The sequence below is a fragment of the Streptomyces sp. NPDC001816 genome, from assembly GCF_042892235.1.
Taxonomy (GTDB): Bacteria; Actinomycetota; Actinomycetes; order Streptomycetales; family Streptomycetaceae; genus Streptomyces.
Window position 1 is genome coordinate 115,501 of the sequence record NZ_JBIATY010000007.1, and the last position, 14,343, is coordinate 129,843.

Genomic DNA, 14,343 nt, shown 5'->3' on the forward strand with positions numbered 1-14,343 from the left:
TCAGATCGGTGAAGTTGCCCAGACCCGCCAAGTCGGAGGCTGTGGTGCAAGCGTCCGTTGAAGACCGCGTCCGCGGCGGCCGGTGGCCCATTCCTTCGAGAAGTCCTCGCAGGATGGATGGCCGCTCCCCCGCCCGGCGAATTCAGCCAGCTCGTCTACGACCCCAGCCAGAAGCTCGACGCCAACATGCGTTCCGGGACCTTCCCCATCACTCTCAACCTGGTGATCGGCCTGCAGACGGCCTTGGAGACCCTCGGCCACAACCCCAACGGCCTCGACGGCGTCATCGGTCCCGGTACCAAAAGCGCCCTGAAGGCGTTTCAGGTCCCCAACGGGCTGTCCCCTACTGCCATGGTGCAGAGCATCGACGACGTCCCGCAGTCGACCATCGACGCGCTGGCAGCCGGGCTGGACAATGCGGGGGTCGGCCACTTCCCCTGATGTCTCGCCTCGCCCCAACCGTTAGTGGAGACGTGGAGCTTGGGACGAGAACCGATACCCTGCACGCAGAAGATTGCCTTCAACTTGGACCGATAAAACCCCTCGACAAGGTTCATCATCCCAGCTCAGAAGGCACTTTCGTATTTCCTCCCCGCTTCCGGTCTCATCTCAACCGAAACGGCGATGTCAGTCGCCGAGGACCCGCTCCCACAGCAGCGCGTCCCGCCAGATCCCGTCGAGAAAGATCGAGGAGTGCGCGACGCCGTACGGGCTGAACCCGTTGCGGCGCAGCACCCGCTGCGACGGCAGATTCTCCAGATTGGTCGACGCCTCGGCGCGGTGCAACCCGAGTTCGTCCGTCATCACCCGGAGTACAAGCCCGACGGCGTGCCCGGCGTGCCCTTGATTCTGGGCGACGCTGGCGATCCAGTATCCGACGGAGCCGCGGCGCAGGTGCAGCTGCGGCAGGATGCCTCCGACGGTGACCTGCCCGATCACCTGGTCGTCGGCGAGCACCACGCCCGGCCAGACCGCGCCGGCCCGGTATCCGGCCAGCAGCCTGTCGACCATGCAGGAGCTCGTCATCCTCAAAGAACTACTCGATATCCGTCCCGAATGGCGCGCTGATCAACCCCCACCCATTTCGTCACCAGAGCGCTGGCATTTCGTCGGCTCCGCTCTCCCGGCGGGCGTACGCGGGTACGGTGTTGCGCTCCGCCTCCGTGCAGCCCTCCCGCAGCAGCGGCGGTGTGCCGTCGTCCTCCTCATTCCGATCTTGCTCGCCGTATCCATGCCGCCTCCCATCTGACCGGGCAGTTCACGCTCCGGTCCGGATGTTCTGCCACGGAGTACTTCGACAAGTACCGGTTCGAGCGGGATCCGGTCCTGTTGGATGACATCGCCCGGCAGATGGCTCCGCGGGGAACTGCCTCATGCCTGGGCGAGAGGTGCGACGGGCACGGTGGCACCGAGCGCGGAGCTCTGCAGCGCCGTGATGCGCTCGATGACGAGCCCCAGCAGCACGGCCGCCACGATCATGAGCGCCTCCGCCAGCACGAGGAGGGCCATCGACCCCGGGGCCACCCAGCTCGCCACCGTGAGCACTAGCCCGTGCGTGATCCAGGCGACCCACCACAGATTCACCAGTGTCGTGTCTCGCTTCTCCTCCCACAACGCGGAGCTCGCGCGACCGATGTCGAGGACGAACTGGCGAGGGACAAAGAAGTTGACCACCGGTATGAACCACGCGCCAATCATCCAGCCCCGACTCGGGACCGAGGCCTGAGGGGACAGGTTCTGAGCGTTGCGCCGGGACCGGGCGAGCCACACGAGGAAGACCACGATCGTGAGATTCATCAGATGGACGAAGATCATAGAGATGAAGCCAGACCTGTCCAGGGACGCAGCCGTGTGATCCAGGTAGTGATCCCGGACTGCCGCCGCGCGGAACGCGTCCACCACGGCGGCGACCGCTATCGCCGCCTGCGCGGAGCGGGCAAGGATCCAGGGAGCTTTGCGGACGGTACTCGTCATCGTCTTTGGCCCGTCTCGGAGGCGTGTGCGGCCGCAGCGGACGCTGAGGCGGAGTGATCATAGGGTCTGCTCATCACACGTGAGTACGACTTTCGAGTCTTGGGCCGCGGATGCACGTCCTGACGGCAAATGGCCGTCAGTGCACGGGGATCGACTGCGGGCAGCACGCCGATCCGGCGGGAAGGGAGCAGCGCTCGTCAAGACGGCCTGCGGCGGCTGACACAACGGCTGAGCGGCTCCGCCCTGAGTCTGGGCCGTCTGTGGGCCGTCCGACGGCAGCCAACAACGACAGACGCCGACAGATGGCGACGGCTGCCCCACTGGTCAGAGATGGTGCATTGGGCACCCGCGCAGGCGCCGATCCGTGAACGTAAGTTGTGGCTGTCCAGCAGCACAGCGTGTGCATCATGAAGCATGGGGATTGATCTGGAGCTGCACTCATCACGGCCGGCCCGCAACAACTGGCGCAAGTCCCGCGCAACACTCCTGCGGAGCTCCTACGGGCACGGCGACGCGCTGGCCGATGCACTCGGCTCGCTCCAGCTCCTCGGAGTATCCGGGAGGCTCACTGCCGTCGATCCGTACGGGGACACGTTGATGGACGAGCAGGAGTCCGCCGCCGCCCTCCGGGAGATCCACGATCTACGGCAAAGATGCAGTGAGGACCGCCAGCTCGCCGCGCTGGATGACCTCGCATCAATGCTGGAGCAGTGCGCGGCTACCCCAGGCAGTTACTTGTGGTTCGCGGGCGACTGAAGCTCCTGCCGTGTGAGTGTCTAACTGCGTGACAACGCGTGCGTACACCAGCGGACAACCACGCACACCAGTGGACCATCGCTGCACGTGAGAGGCACACCAGTCCAAGGCCGAGCGCCCAAACAAGTTGCTTCGGGACGAAGAGGTCCTCACCCAAGGACTCACCGCCACGCTTCCGCCGGCGCGGCTAGCGCTGGTCGACGGCATGGCAGCGTGGCTGAGGCCGGCGGGGGGGCTGCGGGGCACGCGTGCGTGGTCGGGCGGCGGGCCCGCCGCTCGAGCCGGCCGGCACTCCTCAGGGCTGTGTCCGCGCTGACCGTACGGTCAGCGCGGACACAGCCCTGCAGCTCGTCAGGGAGGCGCACGGTGAGCAGGACACCGGCTCCAGGCCGTCCGCGGCCTTCCTGGACGCCTCCGGCATGGTGGCCCCAACCGCGGCGTACACCGCCGCCGGGGCCCATATGCCCTCTGCCCGCCCAGCAGTTCGCAGCCCTGGCCGAACAGACCGCAGCCCGCCTTGTCCGTGGCCGCGGGCGGGGAGCTGTCGCGGCGCTGTGCGTGCTGTACGCGGGCGTTGCCCGGCCCTGCGCTAGAAGGTCAGGTTCCAGGCGTCGATCTTGCCTGTGTCGGAGGCGGCGTTGTCGTTGACGCGCAGCTTCCAGGTGCCGTTCGCGACCTCCGAGGAGGCGTTCACGGTGTAGGTCTGGGCGATGTTGTCGGCGCTGCCGCCGGCGTGGTTGTGCAGCGTGTAGACGGTGCCGTCCGGCGCCACCAGGTCGACTTTCAGGTCACCGATGTAGGTGTGCTTGATGTCCACACCCACCTTGAGGGTGGCCGGGGCGTTGCCGGTCACACCGGTTACGGCGATCGGGCTCTCCACGGTCGCGTTGTCGTTGATGGCGAAGTCCGCGAGGTTCTCGAAGTACTTGCCGGTCGGCGGGGTGGTCCCGACGGCCTTGAGGGCGTCGACCTGTCCTTCGCCGAAGAACGAGTTGTTGGCCGTCGTGCCCGTGCAGCGGCTGTCCGAGGGGCAGGCGATGTCGTTGGCCTGCTCGGCCAGCTTGGCGCGGAGCTGCGCTGGGGTGATGCCCGGGTTGGCGCTGGCGATGAGTGCCGCCACGCCAGCCACGTGCGGGGTGGCCATCGAGGTGCCGCTCTTGCTGCCGTAGCCTCCGCCGGGGACGGTGGAGTACACGTTGCTGCCCGGCGCCGCGACGTCGATGACGCCCTGACCGTAGTTGGAGAACGAGGCCTTGGTGACGCCAGTGCCGTTGGCCGCGACCGTGACCACGCCCGGCAGCTCGGTCGGGATGTCGAGGCAGGCGTTGGTGATGGTGCGGGTGACCGGCGTCGAGTCGTTCGGGCTCGCGGAGTCGGTCGTCTTGTGGGCGAGGTCGTAGTTTTCGTTGCCCGCGGCGGCGATCTGGAGGGAGCCCTTGCCCTCGGCGTACTCCTGGGCGCGCTTGACGCCCTCGATGATGGCGGCCTGGTCGATGTTGTCCGGGCAGTTGAACTGCCACGGGTCCGTGTAATAGCTGTTATTGGTGACCTTGAAGCCGTGGTCACCGGCCCAGACGAAGCCGCAGATGGTGTTCTCGGCGAAGAAGAAGGAGTTGCCCGGCTCGGCGACCCGGACCGCGGCGATCTTCACCCCGGGTGCCACGCCGACGACGCCCTTGCCGTTCTTGGCCGCGGCGATGGTGCCCGCTACGTGTGTGCCGTGCGTGTCGACGTCCCGCCACGCGCCGGCACGGGTGTCGGTCTTGCCGTAGGCGCAGGAGACCGAGTCGGCCGCGTCGAAGTTGGGCGCCAGGTCCTGGTGCTGGTCGTCCACACCGGTGTCCAGGATGCCGACCGTGACGGAGGCGGAGCCTGGGTTCACGGCCCAGGCCTGGTCGGCCTTGATCTGGCTCATGTCGGCCCGGACCGGTTCTCCGGCCGGGGTCGAGGCCTGGGCCGGATTGGCCGGGAGTGCCGGGTTGTAGGCGTCGGCCGGGACGTCCGAGGTACGCGTGGCGCCGACGTGCTGCACGCCGGCGACGTCGCGCATGGTGGCGGCGAATCCGCTGGACGCCGAGTGGGCGACGATCACGCCGATGGCGTCGAAGTTCGAGAAGACGGTGCCGCCGTTGGCCGTGATCGCCGAGCGGACCGCCGAACTGTCACCGGGGGCGGTGATCACGAGGTAGGCACGCGTCCCGGCCACCCAGGTCGCACTCTGGGATGCCGGCACGGCGGCAGGAGCGTGGGCCTTGGCGGCCAGCGCGGTGGAGGGGACGACGGGGAGCGTGCCCGCGAGGGCTCCCGGGGCGCCGAACGCGAGGGCGGCACCGAGCGTGGCCGCCAGCACCAGCGTGCGTCTGGGGCGGCTGGATATGTGGGGTATCAATGTGTCCTCCGGAGACGGCCCGGCCGTGCTGAGGGCACCGGCCGGGCCGTACGAAACGAGTGGTGGATGCAAGATGTCAGGTACATGCTCCTGTACGGAAGTACCTTTCCGTGCAGGGACGTTATAGAGGCACGGCTGAAAATAGACGTACTCCGGGCATCGAGGGTCGGGATCCACCGAGAGCTCGGCGAAGTCGACCGCGCCCTGGCGTACGTCGCCTGCCTGGTACCGGCCGTGCTGCCCACACCAGAGCGCCGGACCCGCGCGGCGACCGACACCGCCCGCGCCCTGGTGGCCGTCGGCGACGTACTACCCTCTCGTGCCGGTCGAAGCGCCGAGCAAATGGCCGGCGTTCCCGGACCTGGGGTACAGCGTTTCGGGAGCCATCTCGCCGTACCCTCTGAGCTGCTGAAACGGACTTTCGTTCAAGCCCTCCCGCGCAGTGGCAGCGCTCCCTGGCTAGCCACCAGCGCTGCCCTGGCACTGGCAAGACTCAGCCGACGGCAGTTGCAGCGTCGCCACATGTAGGCCCGTGTTCGCGCTCCCGTGGTCCGTGCATCTGCTGTACGGCAACGGAGTACAGCAACCACCGCAACCACAGCCGACCGTCAGAAGCCGACAATGGCCGGCTGACCAGCCCACCAGACCTCAATGATCCCTCAGCCGAGAGTTCGGGACGAAGAGGTCATAGACCCCGCCACTCAGTACGGCCGAGGAATCTCGTCCTCCTGCAAGGCATTGGCGTAGCGCGTCAGCACAGCGTCGAGCCTCGCCAGGAGAAGGCCAGCAGAGTCCTGGACTTCGGCCAGATCGCCACGCTCACACGCCTCCACCACCTCGCCCAGATCGCCATGAAGGATGTGAAGGGAGTCGCCCTGCATCAACACCCCCGGGAACCTCCGACCGGGCAGGCGAACCACAGCGTCGTTGCCACCATCAGTGAACAGCTCTGCCTCAACGCGCTCCATCTACGCCATCCAACCCGACATCACAAGATGACATCAACGGCTGCGCACACCGGCGGCCTTGAGCGGTCACGCACCTGCAGCCACCGTCTCTTCGTCAGTCCACACAACTCACGATGATCAACGGTGGCCGCGCCCATGTCCGCACCGGCCCCGATTATCAAGATCACGATCAACAGCTGGGGTACTAGGCGGTTTCGAGGAGTCGCTTCCGCAGCAGGGCGGCGCCGGATTCGGCGAGCCAGTCCGCGAGCGTACGCAGTCCGGGGTGGATGATGCGCAGCACCTCGATGTCGGCATGCCAGCGCGATCCGGCTGCCCAACGCTCCCGGACCTGGGCGATGTCGGGGTTGAGTGCAGCGGCCTCGGCATGGGTGATCTGCTCGTAGCGCACCGTGCAACCTGCGGCCTCGCCGATCGCAGCGACCGCCTCGGCCGGGGTGGGGGCGTCCCCGGCCAGCTCCAGACTCCGCCCCGCGAACCGGTCCGGCTGGTCGAAGGCCAGCGCGGCGAATTCGGCGATGTCCTCCACCGCGATGATCTGGACAGGTTCGTCCGGCGGGAAGATGTGCCGGTGCACGCCGTGGACGATGCCGTCGAGACCCATGGGCGTCGAACCGAGATAGTTCGACATGAAGCGCACCGGACGCAGCACGGTCACCGACCGGATCCGCTCACGCAGGTGGTCCTCGATGCGTTTCTTCCCCTCGGAGCCACCCGGACGACCCGGCGTGGACGCCACGCCCGTGAACACGACGTGCTCGACCCCCACGGCGGCCGCGGCATCGATCAGTGCCCGGCTCCGGGCGAACTCCCGCTCTACGTCGGAGCCGGCCGGCCCAAATGCCACGGGCGGTACGGCGAACAGTGCCGCTGCTCCCTCCAGCGCCGCAGGCAGACTCGACGGGTCGTCGAAGTCGCCGCGCACGAGCTCGGCTCCGGCGGTTTCGAGTGCCTTGGCGGCGGGAGCGGTCGTGTCCCGCACGAGCGCGCGCACCGGCCTGCCGGCCGCCAGAAGCCGACGCGCGGTGGCGCCGCCCTGCCGACCGGTCGCACCGGTCACGACGACCAAGCGGTCAGTGGTCATGTCGTCCTCCGCCCCGGGATTGTCGGTGGGCACGGTCGGGTTGGGCCCGGGGTCGATGTGGAATGCTCCACCCGGTTGAGTCCGACGGACAAGGGATTACGTGACATGACCGCAGCCCCCCACGATGTCGGCCGGGCCGATGCCCGCCGCAATCGCATGAAGGTTCTCGCCGCCGCTTCCCGGGCGTTCGACGAGCACGGCCTGGACATCTCGCTCGGCGCGATCGCACGGCAGGCGGGGGTCGGCGCCGGCACCGTGTACCGGCACTTCCCGAGCAAGGAGATCCTGCTGGAGGCCGTACTCGTCCAGCAGATCGACGACCTGGTGGACGCCGCTCGACGGTGGGCAGCCCGCACTGACCCTGTCGCGGCGTTCTTCGGCTTTCTCCTGGAGGTCGTCGACACGTCCCACGGGCGCAAGCACGCGTGCGACGCCTTGACCACGGAAACGAGCTGGCCGCGCCCGAGCCTGGCCGCGTCGGCGCGACGGTTCCGCCAGGCACTCGACGAACTGCTCCGCGCAGCCCAGCAGGTCGGCGGGGTCCGCATTGATGTCAGCGCGGACGACGTCGCCGCGCTCACCGTCGGGTGCGCGACGATACGGGGCGCCCACCGCGACCGGAACGGCGGCACCCACATGGTGCGGCTGACGCTGGAGAGCCTGCGGAGTCCCGGATCTGTCACGGAAGGGCGGGTGTTTCGTGACGTGCCCGGCACGCCTCACGCGGCGCCACGGTGCGAGCAGTGCGGGGCCTGGCTCGACGCCCGGCCCACTGGCCGCCCGGCCCGCTACTGCGGAGCAACTTGCCGACAGCGAGCACGTCGCCGCCGTCTCGGACCGGCAAGATTTCCTAGCGGAGGATGAGTCGCTGGAATCGGAAGGCGCAACGCACTGCAATGGCCGGTGCCCACGGTCGACGTTGCTGATTACCGCAAAAATGCTGCATTTCGGGTATGAAGATCACGATCTACAGCTGGAGTACTAGGGACGTTGCCGAGAGAGTAGCCACCGGATTACGCCCTCGCCCGCCCGGCGGACATGCCCAGGACTTCGCCCTCAGAGTCGGCAGGCGCACAACGTCGGGGCACTCCTAGCCCCAGGAGCTGGGAGTGCCATCCGATGAACCGCCAAGATCCGAAAGAGAGGACCTAGTCGAAGAGGTCGAGTTCGTGGAACTCCAGTCCGTCCGGGCCGAGTCCGGTGTTCTCCGCGTGCTCGGCCATCCGCGCGGCGTACTCGGGATCCGCGGCGAGCGAGGTGTAGGTGTCGAAGTCCAGGTCCAGGACGTCGGCGAGGTCCGCGAGGTACACGTCGAGACCGGGGTACATCACGGCCACGTACGGCAGGTCGTCGATATCGGTCACCAGCACCGGGTACTCGCCCGTGGAGTCCGGCGAGCCCAGGTAGAGCAGGCGGCGCGAGTCGCTGCCGCCGACAAGCGGCAGACACACGGCGGGCAGCAGTTCCTCGAAGTCGCCGAACATCGCGGCCATGCCGCCCCAGGAGCCGTACAGCCACTGCGCCGTCGCCCCAAGCCCCCGGTCGCCGAGGACGGGCTCGGCCGGATCCTCGTACCAGCCGACGTCGGCGAGCCAGGAGCCGTCGAAGGCCAGCCAGCGGCGCAGGCTGGGCGGCAGCGGCCGGCCGCCGGGCAGCCTCAGCCGGTCGAGCACCTCGGGCGCCAGCGGCACCGGTTCATCGAGGTCCGGGGCGTCGCAGGTGGGCCAACCCTGCTCCCGGACCCGTTCGATCACCCGGTCGATCAGCGCGGCGCCGTGCATGTCCTCGTTCATGCGGTGCACTGTGCCACGGGCCACCGACAACGCAGGCCCTAGTACTGCAACGGTGCTTGTCGTGACTGATGGCCAGGTCAGGGGCTGTGCCCGCGCCGCTTGTAGTGGCTGGTGCGGGCTTGGTGTTGCCGCCGTCGGCGCCAGATGGACCAGTTGAGGATGTGGTCGACGGCCATGGGCCGGCGGTCGGTGATGCGGGTGATCAGGCGTCTGATCTCGGCGAGGCTGAGGTGGATGAGTTGAGAGGATCCGTTTCTGCTTTCCCGGCGTCAAGTTCTCGGGCTCGCAGGACGGTCCGGCAGGCGTGGACGGCCATGGCCAGGGTCATGTGTCGGTGCCAGCCGGGGTAACGGCGGACCTGGTAGTCGTCCAGGCCGCATTCCTGCTTCGCGCTCTGGAAGCATTCCTCGATGGCCCATCGGCTGCCCGCGATGCGGAGCAGGTCGTCAAGCGTGGTCTCGGCGGGGCAGTAGGCGATGTAGTAGGAGATCTCTTGCGGGCGGGCGACGCTGCGGCGGGCGATCACCCAGTGGCGGCGGTCGGGTCGGTGCCAGGGCCGCACCTCGACGCGGGCCCAGTCGTAGATCCGCAGGCCGTGGGCCCCGTTGCCGCAGGAACGGCGCTTCCATTTCTGCCGGGCAAGACCGTGGAACAGGTCGTGGACGGGATGGTCGATCGCCCAGCGGGTGACCACGGTGTCGTGCCGGGTGGTGGCCATGACGTGAAAGACGTCAGCCCGTTCCAGCTCGGACCGCCAGCCTTTGGAGAAGCCGTAGGCGGCATCCGCGGTCACCCAGCGAAACGGGATCTTGTCCGTGATGGCACGGCGGACCATAGCCTTGGCCATGGCCACCTTGGTCTCGAAGCCGACCTCGTCGTCGATGCCGGCCCGACGGCACCTTTCGCGGTCATCGGTCCAGGAGGTGGGTAGATAGAGACGCCGGTCGATCAGTGTCCGCCCACGGTCGGTTGCATAGGCGAGGAAGACGCCGACCTGGCAGTTCTCCGTCCGTCCGGCGGTGCCGGAGTACTGCCTCTGCACCCCGGCCGACCGCGTCCCCTTCTTCAAGAAGCCGGTGTCGTCCACGACCAGGACGGCTTTGGGGTCGCCGAGGTTGTCGACCACGTACTGGCGCACGTCGTCGAGCACCTCATCGGCATCCCACACGATCCGGTTGAGCATCCGGTGGATGCGGTCCGGGCCCGCATGGCCAGCTTCCTCCGCCAGCGTCCAGCCGTTCTTCCGCTGCAGCGGAGCGATCAGGCCCCGCATATAGGCAAGTGCCGACTCCCGCGGCTCCGACCTGCTGAAACGGTGCACGAACCGCTCATGCACTGCGTCCAGTTCACGCGCCCACAACCTGACATCAGCAAGGTCCCCACCCACAACCACACCAACGACCGACCTGGCCATCAGTCACGACAAGCACCGTTGCAGTATTAGACCGTGTCCTACATGGTCAGCTTGAGAAGTCGCTTGTAGCAGCAGAGTGCGGCTGCCAGTCCGAGAAAGGCCAGGTAGTTGCCGGGTTAGCGCTCGTAGCGGTGGTTGAGGCGGCGGTAGCCGGTCAGCCAGGACATGGTGCGTTCGATGACCCATCGGCGGCGGCCGAGTCGTTCACTCGAGTCGATGCCCCTGCGGGCGATGCGGACGCCAATGCGCTTGCCCCAGAGCCATCGCCGAAGGTGAGGAATGTCGTAGGCCTTGTCGGCGTGAAGACGCACGGGCTTGGAATCGGCTGCATGGGCTTCGTGTCCCATGTGGAAATGGGGGTGGTGGGGTAACGCAGGGCAGCGGCGAGTACGGCAGCCTGCCGGGCCTGGGCCTCGGCCAGCGCCCGGCTGAACGCACCCACGGGCGCGGGGTAGGCAACCAGGAGCCAGCGAGCGGAGGCCGCTACGACAGATGTCAGATCGTCGGGCACGGCGGTCGGTCCCCTGGGAGCGTGCTCGCCTGTGTCCGGCTGATCGGCTCCGTGAGCTGTTTCGTGGAGCCGCGCTGCCCCGCTCGTGGCGCCACAGCGTAGGCAGCCGATCGCGAAGGTGGAATGGTCTGCGTCACAGGGTGCGTGCGGGCAGGCGCCGGAGCCGGACCGAGTATGTGCGGTCCAGCTCCGGAGCTGGTTCGTTTCTCCCGCGCGTTGTCCGCTGGGATTCAGGACCTGCCGCGGCCGGTGACGAAGTCGCGGGCCCGGTCCACCAGGCCCGCGCCCGGGGCCAGGAGCTTGTTCGCGGGCGGGGTGTCGGGCGCGGAGGGGTGCGGACGGGTGGGGGCCATCGCCTTGGCCCGGCGGATCTTGTCCCCGAGCTCGTCGAGCGTCTCGGCGGAGCATGCCTGGCGCAGCATCGGGAAGAGGTTGTTCTCCTCGTCCTGGACGTGGGTGGTCACCTCGTCCATGAGCTGCTGCACCAGCATCATCATCTGGGGGTCGTCGGCGTCTGCCTTTTCCAGCTGCTTGAGGAGCTTCTCGACCCGGCCGTGATCCGCAATCTCCTTGTCCGCGAGCCGGTCACCGCCCTCGACGTGCTCCCGCACCGCCGGATACAGGTACTCCTCCTCGGCAACCGAGTGCCGCACCAGCTCGATGGTGACCTCATCCACGAGATCACGCAGATCCTGCCCCCTGGTCATCGCTTCCATCCGGCCGAACATCTCCTCGACCTCCCGATGGTCGCCCATCAGCTCCTCGATCACATTTCCACCATGCCCCATCGTCCATCCGCCTCTCGCTGGTCGTGTCAGGACCGGGTCTTCGGCCCAGCAGACAGTGATTCCCATCCACGACTGACGGTGCGCGGCTTTGCGCGTGGCCCACCCAGTCGGACGACGAGCCATCACTCAGCGCGACGCTCTCCCGCAGGTCCTCGGCGATGGCCTGCTGCGGGAAAACGCCACATGCCTCGCTCGGCCACCAGAGCCCGAGCCACCCTTATCAGCGGCCGAGCGCGTTCTCCAGCTGCCGCTTGGTCATCTGCGAGCGGCCATGAATGTTGCGCTTCTTCGCCTCCTCGTACAGCTGGTCCTTCGTGGCCCTTCCGAGCCGCTGTGCGAACTCTGCCCACCGCGCTGGGACGCCGACTTCGGATCACGGGTCGAGGACTTGCTGGCGGACTTCGACTCGCCCGACCGCGCCCGCTCCTTGTTCACCGTCCGCGCGGCGATCTCCTTGGCCCGCTTGGTCGACTCGCCACGGTCCTGAGCGGTCTCCTTGATGTGTTCGTACTGTCGCTCCCGCTTGGAACTCGGTCCGGCCGGCATGGCTTCTCTGCCTTTCCTGCACATGGCGATCCGAGGTCTCGGTGCTGAGAACTGCTCAATCGGACTGATCCGGCGGCACGCCACCGCCCTCTCCCCCGCCCTCGTGGCCCTTGTCGGTGCCGTGGGCGTGCCCGCCCTTCCTCTCCGTCTCCTCGGTCTGCCGCGCCCTGACGTCGGCGCTGTCCTGCGGTGTGGCACCGCCCTTGCTGCTGCGTCGCTGCTGGGGGTGCTGAGGATTGGACATCCGTAGCCCGCTCGTGTCGGCCTCTGCACAGAGCATCGAGTTCCCCATGAAAGCCATCTGCCGCAGGCAGCGCGCCACCCTCCCCGAAGGCCGGATCGGTACGCGCGTGACGGTTCCGGGAACCGGTCACGCTGGGGCGCCTCGCTAGGCGTTGAGCCTGTTGATCAAGCGCTCCATGGTGCCCCTCGATGGGCTCCGTACTGCCAGGGCGTGGAGGACCCGGTCACGATGTGACGTCTTCCAGGGTCGTCCGCACTTTGAGGACCCTGTCGGCCCCAGTGAGCTCCAGCAGGCGCCGCAGCTGCGCCGATGGCGCGACTACACGAAGGTCGGTTGCATGGTGGACGCTGATCAGCAGATTCAAGAACGTCGCATCAGCGAAGCTGACGGCGGCGGTGTCCACCGCCACCCTGGGGTACTTCTCGGCAGCCGACTGCAGCACGTCTGCCAGCGGCCTGATCGAATCCAGGCCGTAGGCGCCGTGAGCCACGAAGACCCAGGTCCCGTGCAATTCGTACTACACCACCTCGGACGGCCCCGGATGCGAATGGCCGACCTGGGCAGAATGATCGCAACCGTCACTCCCGGCCGCATGGCTCATGCCTCAAGACACCGGCCGACCACCCAACGAGCATGCGGACAGCCGCCGGGGGTACTCCGCATCCTGGCCCTCAACCATGACGATGCCCCCGTTCTGGACGCCCTTGCCCGCTACCACCAAGCCGGTGAACTGGGGTTCTCCCCGCCGGGGCACAAGCAGGCCCGCGGCGCGGACCCGCGGGCTCGGGCGGTCCTCGGTGACGCGGTGTACCTCGGTGACGTACTGGCCAACGGCGGACTGGACGACCGGATGGCCGCGGGCAGGTGCTGGAGCGAGCCGAGGAGCTGATGGCCGACGCTGTGCACGGGGAGCACACGTTCTTCTCGACCTGCGGTAGTTCGCTGGCCGTCAAGGCAGCCATGCTGACCGTGACGTGCCCCGGCAACAGCCTGCTCGTCGGCCGGGATGCCCACAAGTCGGTGGTCGCCGGGTTCATCCTGTCCGGCGTCGAGCCGATCTGGGTCGCACCGCAGTGGGACGAGGAGCGCCACCTGGCACACCCCCCGTCGGCGGCCGCGTACGACAGGGCGTTCACCGGGCACCCCACGCGGATGGCGCCCTCGTCACCAGCCCCACCCCGTACGGCACGGCAGCCGACCTGAGTGGCATTCCGATGTCTGCCATCACCGGGGCAAACCCCTGATCGTCGACGAGGCATGGGGAGCCCACCTGCCCTTCCACGACGAGTTGCCGTCCTGGGCTATGGACGCGGGCGCCAACGTCTGCGTCACCCGCATCCACAAGATGGGCAGCGGCCTGGAGCAGGGGTCCGTCTTCCACCTCCGGGGCGACCTCATCGACCCGGCCGAACTTTCCTCCCGCGCCGACCTTCTCGGCACCACGAGCCCCAGCGTCGCCACCGGTGCCCGCAGCGTCGACGGCAGCATCACGTACGTCAACGACTACCGCAGGTTTGTCTTCACCATGCCCGCCTGGCTGCGGAGCTTTCTGTTGGATCAGGGCCAAGCCACACCCTGGCTGAGCACGGCATCAGCGAACCTGTTCAGTGGGAGCAACTCCGCCGCTGGGTCACCGACGTGGCCAAGCCCCGTGGGCCGATCAGCGCCCCCATCTCGACCAACGCCTCATGCAGCGCTTCCGGAAGCATTGACACCATCCAGTCCCGTAGTGTGCGATTGTCGGCCGCAGGCGCCCGATGGCAACGAGCGGGCCTTCCCCGCACGTGACCGAGGCCAACATCGACCCGATCGCGCTTGACAAGCGGCGCCTACGAGACCCGGAGGCACGTTACCTTTCGGGGATTCCGCACCCCGT

General features: G+C 67.8%; 12 protein-coding genes and 4 pseudogenes. 4 read left to right on the forward strand and 12 right to left on the reverse strand.

Features of this window, described 5'->3' with window-relative positions; genetic code table 11:
- Positions 1-117: 117 nt before the first annotated feature.
- Positions 118-441 (forward strand): peptidoglycan-binding protein, encoded by a 324-nt coding sequence (locus ACFYZZ_RS25260; protein ID WP_389180068.1) that lies wholly within the window; start codon positions 118-120, stop codon positions 439-441.
- 186 nt (positions 442-627) lie between these two features.
- Here ACFYZZ_RS25260 and ACFYZZ_RS25265 read toward each other — a convergent pair.
- Positions 628-1,008: pseudogene (locus ACFYZZ_RS25265) on the reverse strand (GNAT family N-acetyltransferase); the annotation flags it as partial.
- A 363-nt stretch (positions 1,009-1,371) separates the two neighbouring features.
- Positions 1,372-1,974, reverse strand: coding sequence for a DUF4328 domain-containing protein (locus ACFYZZ_RS25270; RefSeq protein WP_389180071.1), 603 nt, complete (start codon positions 1,972-1,974; stop codon positions 1,372-1,374).
- Between the two features lie 414 nt (positions 1,975-2,388).
- On the opposite strand from ACFYZZ_RS25270, the gene ACFYZZ_RS25275 reads away from it, so the two are divergent.
- Positions 2,389-2,730, forward strand: coding sequence for a hypothetical protein (locus tag ACFYZZ_RS25275; RefSeq protein ID WP_389180074.1), 342 nt, complete (start codon positions 2,389-2,391; stop codon positions 2,728-2,730).
- 589 nt (positions 2,731-3,319) lie between these two features.
- Here ACFYZZ_RS25275 and ACFYZZ_RS25280 read toward each other — a convergent pair.
- The 3 genes from ACFYZZ_RS25280 to ACFYZZ_RS25290 all read right to left on the reverse strand — a co-directional run bounded on the left by ACFYZZ_RS25280 (position 3,320) and on the right by ACFYZZ_RS25290 (position 7,171).
- The gene (locus tag ACFYZZ_RS25280; RefSeq protein WP_389180943.1) at positions 3,320-5,080 is read right to left on the reverse strand and encodes a S8 family serine peptidase; all 1,761 of its coding nucleotides are present in this window, start codon (positions 5,078-5,080) and stop codon (positions 3,320-3,322) included.
- A gap of 740 nt (positions 5,081-5,820) precedes the next feature.
- The gene (locus ACFYZZ_RS25285; protein WP_389180077.1) at positions 5,821-6,087 is read right to left on the reverse strand and encodes a DUF6959 family protein; all 267 of its coding nucleotides are present in this window, start codon (positions 6,085-6,087) and stop codon (positions 5,821-5,823) included.
- A gap of 184 nt (positions 6,088-6,271) precedes the next feature.
- Complete coding sequence (locus tag ACFYZZ_RS25290) at positions 6,272-7,171, reverse strand: NmrA/HSCARG family protein (protein WP_389180080.1); 900 nt, start codon at positions 7,169-7,171, stop codon at positions 6,272-6,274.
- A gap of 105 nt (positions 7,172-7,276) precedes the next feature.
- On the opposite strand from ACFYZZ_RS25290, the gene ACFYZZ_RS25295 reads away from it, so the two are divergent.
- Positions 7,277-8,035, forward strand: coding sequence for a TetR/AcrR family transcriptional regulator (locus ACFYZZ_RS25295; RefSeq protein WP_389180083.1), 759 nt, complete (start codon positions 7,277-7,279; stop codon positions 8,033-8,035).
- A 284-nt stretch (positions 8,036-8,319) separates the two neighbouring features.
- Here the strand turns inward: ACFYZZ_RS25295 and ACFYZZ_RS25300 are convergent, their stop codons facing one another.
- The 7 genes and pseudogenes from ACFYZZ_RS25300 to ACFYZZ_RS25330 all read right to left on the reverse strand — a co-directional run bounded on the left by ACFYZZ_RS25300 (position 8,320) and on the right by ACFYZZ_RS25330 (position 12,957).
- Positions 8,320-8,964, reverse strand: coding sequence for a hypothetical protein (locus ACFYZZ_RS25300; RefSeq protein ID WP_389180085.1), 645 nt, complete (start codon positions 8,962-8,964; stop codon positions 8,320-8,322).
- A gap of 202 nt (positions 8,965-9,166) precedes the next feature.
- Positions 9,167-10,351: an IS701 family transposase gene (locus ACFYZZ_RS25305; protein WP_389180088.1), complete on the reverse strand. Its 1,185-nt coding sequence runs from the start codon at positions 10,349-10,351 to the stop codon at positions 9,167-9,169.
- 65 nt (positions 10,352-10,416) lie between these two features.
- Positions 10,417-10,818, reverse strand: a pseudogene (locus tag ACFYZZ_RS25310) (transposase); the annotation flags it as partial.
- A 301-nt stretch (positions 10,819-11,119) separates the two neighbouring features.
- Positions 11,120-11,677, reverse strand: a complete 558-nt coding sequence (locus ACFYZZ_RS25315) for a hemerythrin domain-containing protein (protein ID WP_389180091.1) — start codon at positions 11,675-11,677, stop codon at positions 11,120-11,122.
- 220 nt (positions 11,678-11,897) lie between these two features.
- A pseudogene (locus tag ACFYZZ_RS25320) lies at positions 11,898-12,223 on the reverse strand (plasmid stabilization protein).
- A 55-nt stretch (positions 12,224-12,278) separates the two neighbouring features.
- Positions 12,279-12,467: a hypothetical protein gene (locus ACFYZZ_RS25325; RefSeq protein ID WP_389180094.1), complete on the reverse strand. Its 189-nt coding sequence runs from the start codon at positions 12,465-12,467 to the stop codon at positions 12,279-12,281.
- 223 nt (positions 12,468-12,690) lie between these two features.
- Positions 12,691-12,957, reverse strand: a complete 267-nt coding sequence (locus tag ACFYZZ_RS25330; protein ID WP_389180097.1) for an STAS domain-containing protein — start codon at positions 12,955-12,957, stop codon at positions 12,691-12,693.
- 174 nt (positions 12,958-13,131) lie between these two features.
- On the opposite strand from ACFYZZ_RS25330, the pseudogene ACFYZZ_RS25335 reads away from it, so the two are divergent.
- Positions 13,132-13,923 (forward strand): annotated as a pseudogene (locus tag ACFYZZ_RS25335) (ornithine decarboxylase); the annotation flags it as partial.
- Positions 13,924-14,343 lie beyond the last annotated feature (420 nt).